Origin of the sequence: Macrococcus psychrotolerans (assembly GCF_038095555.1) — a bacterium.
Lineage (GTDB): Bacteria > Bacillota > Bacilli > Staphylococcales > Staphylococcaceae > Macrococcoides > Macrococcoides psychrotolerans.
Map to the genome: position 1 here is coordinate 1 of NZ_CP124594.1, position 8,888 is coordinate 8,888.

The window sequence follows — 8,888 nt, forward strand, 5'->3', positions numbered from 1 at the left end:
TGATGTGATGTATCGGTTCAGACTGCTCCCTATTCGGTCGCAGACATTCACACGATTATTGTAAATCCAAATGTCTCACTATTCGCTCGCATTTGAGATTAACAACAGCCATCACATCACAAGAACACAAAACATTTATTGTACAATTGTTCTGTCACGATGTTTATATCAATTGTACCATAAATTGTACAAAAAATGTTTTGGTCAAGCAGTGCGAATGTATACATTTGCTTCGCAAAGTCTACTTCACCTCCTTGTAAGGGAAAGCTTTTCCCTTAACCCTTTCGTTTTATATCATCGTATATTTCTTCAAAATATACGATGATATAAAATACAAAGATCCATACAAACATCATGTAATGTTTGTATGGATTTTTGTAGAAAAACTCTCCGAATGGATTTGAATATGCTGACTCCTTTCGTCATCATAATCCAATCCATTCGATACAAAAGATACTGTATACCCGTATCTTTTGTAAGACTGATTATCAAAGTTTAGCCCTTCGTTCTAAATTGTGATAACCAGTTCGTTAACCCCTTAAGATCACTCACGTGCCAGTAGCCTCTTGAATCGTCCATTGCATCCGCAATGCCATTCAGCGCTTTCTTTAATTGATTCAGTTCTTCCTGAACTGCTTGAAATTTATTCGGATCAATCTCTGACTGATCTTTATGTGCAATCACATAATTCTGTTTGAATTCATCCAACGAGATGAATTTACCATTCTCTTTTCTTGGAAAGTCTTTACCAAAGACTTCTTTTAATGTCTGAAGTTCTTTCTTATCTTTTTCACGTTTTTCTTTTAATAGTTGTTTCTTCTTTTCTTCTAATGCTTGTAGTTCCTTTTCGTAATCAATGTTTGTCATCGTATGTCCTCCTGATGTTTATCGTTATCCTTATTATGCCACTCATTTTTACACGATAAAAAGAATAAGGTAAGCCACCTAGAAGAAATTATAGTAATTCGATATAATGATTAAGCCGTCTTTACTTCCATAGGCGAGATCTTATGGAAGGAGGTGATCTCTGTGGAATTTCTACTTGTTAACGTTATTGCGCCATTGTATGTTGGCGTAGCACTTGCGTTGTTTTCTCACTGGTTAGATCAGCGTAAGTCGTAAGACGGCATACCAGCACCTAAAAAACCCCCTAACTGTTCCAGCAGTTAGGGGGTTCGGTGTTTCCATGGAATTTCTACTTGTTAAGATTATTATATATCATTCAGTTTTCTTTGTAAAACTAATCAATGACATAGACATACTTTACAGCATGTTTAAATATCGTAATTTCTCGTCCATCTTCTGTTTCAATGTAAATCTCATATTTCGCACCGAATAAATATGTTCCAGTCACAGCTTTGCCATCAAGGAAAACAACCTTAATCTTTTCACCTTTTTGATGATAAAAACCATATTTTCTTTTTTCTTCTTTAATGTCTTCAGACATTTAATCACCCCATATAAATTAACTACTTATTTTAATTATAACGAATAATTGAATTTAAGAGTAATTTAAAAGGATAAAGATGTTATAATTTTAGATGGATAAGAGTATATAAAGGTACATAAGCTATCTACATAATATATCCGGTGAATAGTAAATAGCCTAAGTGGTTAATGGTAGGTAATTATTATTATATAGCACATAATAAGTGCATAACTAATGTTGATTTTTATGTACATAGATGTACTTAGCACTGCATAATTGAAATGGAGTAGTTAAATGATGAATTATACAGTTAAACAATTAGCAGATAAGTTGGAAGTTACTAAAGCAACTATCACAAATAATGCGAAAGCGTTAGATTTAGAATTAAAAAAAATAGATAATGTGATACAAATTGATGATAAACAGGCAGTTTTAATCTCTCAGCGTATAAATAAGAACAAACAAGCAAATAGTATGATTAATAAGAATCCAGAAGATGTTAGTGTATCAGGTAGTCAAACAGAAGAAAAAGATTCTAGAAATGATGATTTGGTCGAAATACTAAAACAACAAATAGAAGATCTAAAAAAAGATAAAGATGAATATATTAATCAAGTTAATAATTTAAATGGTTTATTAAAACAGCAACAAACACTTTTATCCCAGCAACAATCATTACAATTGCAGTCAAATGAAAAGATAAAAGCATTAGAGATAGAATTGAATGAGATTAAAGAAGATGTTATAGAAGCACAAACAGTGAATATAAACGATAAAGTGTATAATGAACTAAAAAATAGCGATGATAGGAATAAAAAAGGATTTTTAAGCAAATGGTTTAAAAAATAGTTTTTATATAGGATTATAGGAGTGAAGATATTGGAATTGAAACACCAATTGGAAATATCAAAAAAATTTTCATCAATGTATTTATTATAATAAAAAATACAGAAGAAAACATACTGATGTATTCTGTATTTTAATTATCAATTCTTTTACTTTTAGAGTATAATCTTTCTTTCCAATAGACTTTCGGTAATTTACTGCCTATTATATAGGCTGCAATAGGTTTTAATAAATCTTTTGCAGCTGCTTTTGCAGTCGTTCCTGCAGCTATATTTCCTCCTGTTATCATTAAACCTATTAATAAAGTTGTATTATTAACATCATTTTCTAAAGAATGCTTTGTGGTTCTCACATATTTATAACCATCTACTGATCCTGCTGGTGGCCCTGCTGCTGCTCGAGATAAAATATTCTTTTCATCCGTACTTGAGCTTAAGCGTCCGTCAATTTCAATATCATCTTTTCGTAATTGAGAAGGCTCTTCTATAACCACTTCAGTAGTTAATTTCTTATATGAAACAATACCATTCTTCAAATTTGTTACTACAATTCTTTTATTAGCTGAATCTAATACCAATTTATAAGTATCATTTTTCTTTTCATCAGTTACTATATTATAATTAGTGCCGTATTTCACTTCTGAACCATCTTCCATAATAATCTTATCGTTTGTATATGTTATATTATCAACAGAAAAATTTTGACTTTTTACAGATTGTTATGCTTCAGCATTTGCTTTTAATGGGGATATAAAAGTAGAAGTTAATAAAGAAACTGCTACTGTGGTAGTAATTAATAAATTAGTCTTATTTGTCACGGTTATCATCTTCCTTCTTATAAATTTTTTCACCTAAAGTTGTAAAAATAATATACAGAATGATAGCAATTATTGGATTTAAAAAATAAATCCATAGAGGTCTATCCACTCCTTCATGCATTGTACTTGCTAAATAATAATGAAAGATAAATAAAAAGCTAATAATAATTAGACTAGTCAAAATCTTATAAAATTTATAGGTCATACTTTCACCTCGCGATATTGATGACAATTTCCTTCGATGTTGAATAGATTACTTCACTATTCCTTTCTTTTTTCTTAGCCATTGAAATCTCACTTTCTTCCATGACACTACTTTATTTTTAAATAATGGATATTTCTTTAGATAAAATTAAAGTAATTAGTATAATGTTTCATTATATTTATATTTTATCACCTCTATAATTTATTTTTTTCAGTATACCGTAATAATTCTATTTATTACTGAATTTTTAAAAATTTAAGGTTGTACAATCATTCGCTTCATTCGTCTATTTAGTCTACAGCTATAATAATCAATTAGAATTCTATTATTATACTTTTAATTGAATAGTGCGTCTCTTTAAAAATTCATGTAACATAATGGTAATTTTGTTTCATAATAAAAAAGACAAACTCACTTTTAGAATTGTGAGTTTGTCTTCAATCTGAGATCTCTCCAGATCTTTTAAAGTTTATTATCTCTCTCTGCCAATTGTTGCTCCAATATTTCAATTCTTTTCTCAAGTTCTTTCTTCTGCAGTGCTTCTAATTCAATTCTACTTTTTGTTCTCTGCTTCATATTATTTAACAATCTTCTAATGAAAAGCCCTATTGTAATTGCAACCCAGATAATTATTAGACAAAAAACAATTAACCATATGATATCCATTGTATAAACCTCATTTTATTTTTTGTTCAATATATACTTTTTTTTGTAACTTAGTCAAATAGAAATTACTTTTATATTATTTACATTATTTAAGGTTTAAATATTGAAAAAAACATTTTACTATATTTAAACCTTAAATAATGTAACACAATAGGAATTATGTTACATGATAAATCCCGAAATCAAAGGGGTTTATTTTTATACCTGAAATAATGTATCATAACGATATGAAATAATACGTTATATGTATCATATAGGAGTGATTTTGATGAACAGCGTAGAACCGATTCGTGACGTAAAAAAGATACAGGAGATGAAAGAAGCACTCTCTTATTATGGATCAGAGCGTGATGTCTTTTTATTTAATTTAGGGATTAACTGTGGCTTGAGAGTGAGTGACATGTTGGGATTAAAGAAAAAGGATATTAAGGACTATACAATCAAACTCAGAGAACAGAAGACCCGTAAACAGAAACAAATCCCCCTTTATCATCTAAAGGAGGATATTGATCGTTATATTCAGTTCCTGGAGGATGAAGATTATCTGTTTAAAAGCAATAAACTCGATTCTGAGGGCAAAAGTAAACCCATTAGTCGTGTACAGGCTTATAGAATCTTAAATCATTCAGCAAAATCAATCGGATTAAGAGAAATAGGTACTCACTCGATGCGTAAGACCTTTGGTTACCATTACTACAAGAAAACGAAGGATGTGGCTTTGTTGATGGATCTATTCAATCATTCTTCTCAATCTGTGACACTTAGATATATTGGAATCAATCAGGATATAATAAACCAATCCATCACTAGCGTGATGAAAGGATTATTTGTTTGATAAACATTTAATTAACTATTTTGCTTGATATTTTTTCTTCTCCTGTTAATAATCCATGTAATAAAGATTATTATTAATCCTATTTTCAAAAACTTACTTATATTTTCTAAATAATGAATATTTCCATTTATAATATAATCAAAAGTAAATTGTATGGGGAATATAGTAAAACACATAATTATAAAATGAATTATAACTTGTTTCTTTAAAGTCCATTTTTTTACATCGTATATAACACTAAAACAACCTAGTATCAATCCAATAAAACTGTAAAATAAAAAATTAATGTTGTGAGGAAATCCTATTATTTTCATAAATAAGTAAAACAAAAATAGTATGGAAAATATAATTCCACCTCTATATATACCTTTTTTATATAGATTCATTGTTAATCTCCTTTTTAGCTGCAATTGGAAGGGGAATCCATATTTAACATAGTAGTGCCTCCACTTATCAAATTACACATTCTGAAGATTAAGAATATTTAATTTAATAATACTTATTTTTTTATTTTTGTCAATAAACTTTTGTTAATAAACAAAATAGCAAACCAAAATAGAAAATTTCTATTTTGGTTTGCTATTTTTTTGGAATAGTTATACAATTTAATTAACTTAATTGAACGTAAAAAGAACATTCAGCATTAATAACTGTTAGCGCAGTTATTAATCGCCTACCGATCGCGTACATCGGCAAACACTTTAGAATGTTCCTTAAACTCTTCTTATAAGATTATGTTTTAATCATACCCGATTTTTAAAAAGTTTTCAATAAAACAAATCGAAAGAATTATTTAAGGAAACATCATATATGATAAAAGTCATAGAGTGCATGCCATGGAAAAGACCGGCATGCACTCTTTTTTCGTTCCTAAATACTAAAAAAGGAATGATAGAAATGACTTACATCATGAACGACTTTGAAAACAACTTTGAAACAATCATCGCAATGGATCGTACGGTTGAACGATACAACCGTCACCTTAAAGAGACCGAATACCGTATTTTAAATGTATTAAAACAACATAGCTTAAAAGTGATTGGTTTTTCTCATTTAAAACTTCAAACCATCGCAGACCTTCTACATATCAGCAAGAAGACAGTCTACCGTATTTTAAAGAATCTTGATGCAAAAGGTTATATCACGAAGATTCACACTGTCAGTGGTAAACGTAAGAATAACGGTGCAATGGTCTTTAGAATCAATACCTATACACAGTATGAAATCATCCGAGAAAAAAATGTCCACGCTAAAATGTCCACGCTTAATCAAGTGATTAAGACCGGGAAAGAGCTGTCACAACAGGCGTTACAACATGTTCATGCAAAAAAGGAAACTATATTCTTTTTAAATCTATTAAATATCTTTTTAAGTAACAGAAAACGTTCTGTAAAAAAACACTCAAAAGTTTTATATCACAATATCAAGAACTCAAATATCCGTATCAAACCGATGGAAGTGCCTGACGAAATTTATAACGTCGCAAAGCCCTTCTTTAGTGATGAAGAAATTCTGTCTCTATACAAAACAATGCTGAAAGAAACCATCGGTAACAACATCTATAGCACTGAAGATCACATTGAAATTATGAACTATGCGATACAATCACTCGTTAAGGCAAAGAAAAAAGTCTATCACGGACAGAAATCTGAAATAAAGAGCGACAGAGCGTACTATATCGGGATTATTCGTGAATATATTGCACAACAGTTCTATGTCTATCATGCTGTCATCTAGTTATGGAGTGACGGATTGATATTCGAGATCAGGTCGTTTCTGTAGCTTCTCGACACGTTCCAGGAAAAACTGTTGCGTTCGTGGTGTTTGGATCTGTTGCTGAATCTGATAACGGACATTTTCATAGTCCTGTGCTGTCAGATTGCTGTATTCAGAGATGCTGAGATGTTCGAGTTGAAGATTTTGGATGAGCCTGTCACCGATCTGATGTTCATACGTTGATAGATAGTCACTGTGTTTATCCATCAGAGCTTTACGTTTCTTGGGGTCATCAATCTGATTGATTTTTTTCTGTGCGACTGAAAAATGTTGATGTGTAACATGCTTTTTCACGGTCGTATCCAGTAGTCCTTTGTCGACTAAACCTTCCAGATAGGTCTCAGCTATTTTGGACTGCTGTTGGACTTTCTGTACATGTAGATGTGCCTGATAATAAGGCAACGGTGATAAAGGCGTCCATGTACTGATCGTGAATCCTATGCCGAAGAGCATCACAGATAAAGGCAGTGTGAATCTTAACGATGCGAGATGGTCCTCAAGTTTCGCCGTCAATACAAATATTAAATAGAGACACAAAGCAACGATACAGATCGGGATGCCATAATAGAGGAATGTGAACATTCTAATGCATCCCTGTCATAAGATAATAGATGGTGAATATCACAAAGATCAGACTGATGATGACGGGGATATAGTTCAGGATAAGCTTTGTTCTGAGGTAGCTATGATTCAGCTCCGTCTGATGCATCTCTACTTCAGACTTCATCTCTCTTTTCAGATCCGTTAGGACGTCCCGTCTAAGACTTTCAGCGTTCAAATCCACCACGGTCATGGCGTCTATCTTGTCCTGGCTGTGTTGGATGGTCTTCTGAAGTTCGGTCTTGAGTGTTCGATTTTCGTTGATGACCGTGCGCATCTCCTGTTTGAGTGTCTCGTTGTAGCGTTTCATCCCCTGCATCTCTGATACGAGCGTCAAGTACTTGTCGTGCATACTGTTGAATGCGATCTCTGCTTTCTGGTACTTCAACGTTAGCTGTACGACCTGCTGGGAGAGATGTGAATCCTGATTGTCGTTTAAATCGTTCATAAGATTCTCGTTCCTGCTCCAGTCCGTATTGGATTCCCTCGGCACCATAATCAACTCCTAAATTTTTTTCACGTATGATACGTTTCTTACCATCCCGGTCGATAAAATCGTATGAAAAACGGGTCATCTGTTGCTTCTGATTGAATCTTTCCCTTATGTTGACACCTAGATCGGTTAGATGCGCCTTAAAGCGCTCTATATCGAAATGAAGGCTATCCTTTGTTTTTTCGAATGCCTGATCGATACGTGCTCTTAAATCATCTTTCCATATATATTCGCCTTTATCCTTGAGCTTCTGTTCTTTAATCGTAACTGATGTGCCACGTTCTTTATTTTTCTCAATGACAGGATAGCCGTGTTCTCTTACAATGGCATCATTGATCCGTTCGACAATCTTCTTTTCCTGATAACAATGATATTTATGGCCATCTTCTAAATTCACCGCATTAAACACAATATGATTATGATAATTGTTCGTATTGCCATGTGTATAGACGACAGCCTGAAAGCCACCACCGAGTTCTTTATTCAGCCGTTCGGCCAGTTCATATCCCATCTGATTCACTTCAAAAGGATCAATGTCACGGCCTTTAAAGGACTGTTCAATGAGATGTGCTTGAATGTCTTTGCCTTCGACCTTTGCTTTGTTGAACGCTTTCCTGACCACACCAAACTCATATTCAGCGTTACTCGGATCACAGTTGATGCCAGACATCGCAATACACTTCTTCTCCTGTGTGTCCTTATCTTTACCATCACGCCCATATTTGATGGATGCCGTGGCACTTTTAGACGAAGCTACTTTAGTCTGTGCCATATCTGATGCACCTCATTCTGAAGTCGTTCAAATTCATGCTTAGATGCCTGAAATTCTTCTGTCAGCTTTTTAATCGCATTCAATTCTACAGAACCAATATAGGGTTCACGTGCTAAACTTTTTAAAGTACGTGTCGACTGATTCATATTGTTCCCCACCCTACTGATCTCACCGGATAATTTTGAAAGTGGTGGTAAGATACTCTGAATATCCTCTGACTTCATCAGTGGACGATGAATCTTCCCTCCTAATGCGCGCGCCTTTAAATATGATGTGATGTTCAAGTTGGCACTTGAAGCTGTACCAGCGATCACATCATATTCATCTGCGTTCACTCGGAAAGAAATAATCTTTGATTTTTTCTTTGCCTCGCTCACTTGTTCGTCCCTCCATTCTGTAAAAAATAGCTCATATTCATTCGTCATTTTTTACGCCACTCCGTGCCGAAG

General features: G+C 33.0%; 12 protein-coding genes. 4 read left to right on the forward strand and 8 right to left on the reverse strand.

Translation table 11 applies throughout. The features are described from left to right. Window positions 1-495 precede the first annotated feature (495 nt). On the reverse strand, window positions 496-867 hold the full coding sequence (locus tag QA539_RS10835) for a hypothetical protein (protein WP_219495007.1): 372 nt from the start codon (window positions 865-867) through the stop codon (window positions 496-498). A gap of 162 nt (window positions 868-1,029) precedes the next feature. Here QA539_RS10835 and QA539_RS10840 point away from each other — a divergent pair, with 162 nt between their 5' ends. Then, window positions 1,030-1,122 (forward strand): type I toxin-antitoxin system Fst family toxin, encoded by a 93-nt coding sequence (locus QA539_RS10840; protein ID WP_133446098.1) that lies wholly within the window; start codon window positions 1,030-1,032, stop codon window positions 1,120-1,122. Between the two features lie 118 nt (window positions 1,123-1,240). Here QA539_RS10840 and QA539_RS10845 read toward each other — a convergent pair whose 3' ends face one another. Further along, complete coding sequence (locus QA539_RS10845; protein WP_219495008.1) at window positions 1,241-1,447, reverse strand: hypothetical protein; 207 nt, start codon at window positions 1,445-1,447, stop codon at window positions 1,241-1,243. Between the two features lie 276 nt (window positions 1,448-1,723). On the opposite strand from QA539_RS10845, the gene QA539_RS10850 reads away from it, so the two are divergent. Continuing rightward, window positions 1,724-2,278 carry a hypothetical protein gene (locus QA539_RS10850; protein WP_219495009.1) on the forward strand — a complete coding sequence of 185 codons (555 nt, stop codon included), beginning with the start codon at window positions 1,724-1,726 and terminating at the stop codon, window positions 2,276-2,278. Between the two features lie 130 nt (window positions 2,279-2,408). On the opposite strand, the gene QA539_RS10855 is transcribed toward QA539_RS10850, so the two are convergent. Next, window positions 2,409-2,930, reverse strand: a complete 522-nt coding sequence (locus QA539_RS10855) for a hypothetical protein (protein ID WP_101143109.1) — start codon at window positions 2,928-2,930, stop codon at window positions 2,409-2,411. Between the two features lie 1,301 nt (window positions 2,931-4,231). On the opposite strand from QA539_RS10855, the gene QA539_RS10860 reads away from it, so the two are divergent. Continuing rightward, window positions 4,232-4,798 carry a tyrosine-type recombinase/integrase gene (locus tag QA539_RS10860; RefSeq protein ID WP_419895623.1) on the forward strand — a complete coding sequence of 189 codons (567 nt, stop codon included), beginning with the start codon at window positions 4,232-4,234 and terminating at the stop codon, window positions 4,796-4,798. 11 nt (window positions 4,799-4,809) lie between these two features. On the opposite strand, the gene QA539_RS10965 is transcribed toward QA539_RS10860, so the two are convergent. Continuing rightward, a complete protein-coding gene (locus tag QA539_RS10965) occupies window positions 4,810-5,184 on the reverse strand; it encodes a DUF3021 family protein (RefSeq protein WP_414739212.1) in 375 nt (124 codons plus the stop codon). 511 nt (window positions 5,185-5,695) lie between these two features. Here QA539_RS10965 and QA539_RS10865 point away from each other — a divergent pair. Next, window positions 5,696-6,535 (forward strand): helix-turn-helix transcriptional regulator, encoded by an 840-nt coding sequence (locus QA539_RS10865; protein ID WP_219495003.1) that lies wholly within the window; start codon window positions 5,696-5,698, stop codon window positions 6,533-6,535. On the opposite strand, the gene QA539_RS10870 is transcribed toward QA539_RS10865, so the two are convergent. The 4 genes from QA539_RS10870 to QA539_RS10885 are packed head-to-tail and all read right to left on the reverse strand — an operon-like array spanning window position 6,536 to window position 8,864. Next, window positions 6,536-7,156: a hypothetical protein gene (locus QA539_RS10870; protein ID WP_219495004.1), complete on the reverse strand. Its 621-nt coding sequence runs from the start codon at window positions 7,154-7,156 to the stop codon at window positions 6,536-6,538. 1 nt (window position 7,157) lies between these two features. Next, window positions 7,158-7,301 carry a hypothetical protein gene (locus tag QA539_RS10875; protein ID WP_219495005.1) on the reverse strand — a complete coding sequence of 48 codons (144 nt, stop codon included), beginning with the start codon at window positions 7,299-7,301 and terminating at the stop codon, window positions 7,158-7,160. A 40-nt stretch (window positions 7,302-7,341) separates the two neighbouring features. Beyond that, window positions 7,342-8,439, reverse strand: a complete 1,098-nt coding sequence (locus tag QA539_RS10880) for a relaxase/mobilization nuclease domain-containing protein (protein ID WP_219495006.1) — start codon at window positions 8,437-8,439, stop codon at window positions 7,342-7,344. Continuing rightward, window positions 8,421-8,864, reverse strand: a complete 444-nt coding sequence (locus QA539_RS10885) for a plasmid mobilization protein (protein ID WP_419895622.1) — start codon at window positions 8,862-8,864, stop codon at window positions 8,421-8,423. Before QA539_RS10885 ends, QA539_RS10880 begins: the two co-directional genes overlap by 19 nt. Window positions 8,865-8,888: the final 24 nt, after the last annotated feature.

Excerpts from the sequence above, each read along its gene's own strand:
- QA539_RS10835 (WP_219495007.1), bottom strand. The coding sequence starts at position 867 with ATGACAAACATTGATTACGAAAAGGAACTACAAGCATTAGAAGAAAAG.
- QA539_RS10845 (WP_219495008.1), bottom strand. The coding sequence starts at position 1,447 with ATGTCTGAAGACATTAAAGAAGAAAAAAGAAAATATGGTTTTTATCAT.
- QA539_RS10850 (WP_219495009.1), top strand. The coding sequence starts at position 1,724 with ATGATGAATTATACAGTTAAACAATTAGCAGATAAGTTGGAAGTTACT.
- QA539_RS10855 (WP_101143109.1), bottom strand. The coding sequence starts at position 2,930 with ATGGAAGATGGTTCAGAAGTGAAATACGGCACTAATTATAATATAGTA.
- QA539_RS10860 (WP_419895623.1), top strand. The coding sequence starts at position 4,232 with ATGAACAGCGTAGAACCGATTCGTGACGTAAAAAAGATACAGGAGATG.
- QA539_RS10965 (WP_414739212.1), bottom strand. The coding sequence starts at position 5,184 with ATGAATCTATATAAAAAAGGTATATATAGAGGTGGAATTATATTTTCC.
- QA539_RS10865 (WP_219495003.1), top strand. The coding sequence starts at position 5,696 with ATGACTTACATCATGAACGACTTTGAAAACAACTTTGAAACAATCATC.
- QA539_RS10870 (WP_219495004.1), bottom strand. The coding sequence starts at position 7,156 with ATGTTCACATTCCTCTATTATGGCATCCCGATCTGTATCGTTGCTTTG.
- QA539_RS10875 (WP_219495005.1), bottom strand. The coding sequence starts at position 7,301 with ATGAAGTCTGAAGTAGAGATGCATCAGACGGAGCTGAATCATAGCTAC.
- QA539_RS10880 (WP_219495006.1), bottom strand. The coding sequence starts at position 8,439 with ATGGCACAGACTAAAGTAGCTTCGTCTAAAAGTGCCACGGCATCCATC.
- QA539_RS10885 (WP_419895622.1), bottom strand. The coding sequence starts at position 8,864 with ATGACGAATGAATATGAGCTATTTTTTACAGAATGGAGGGACGAACAA.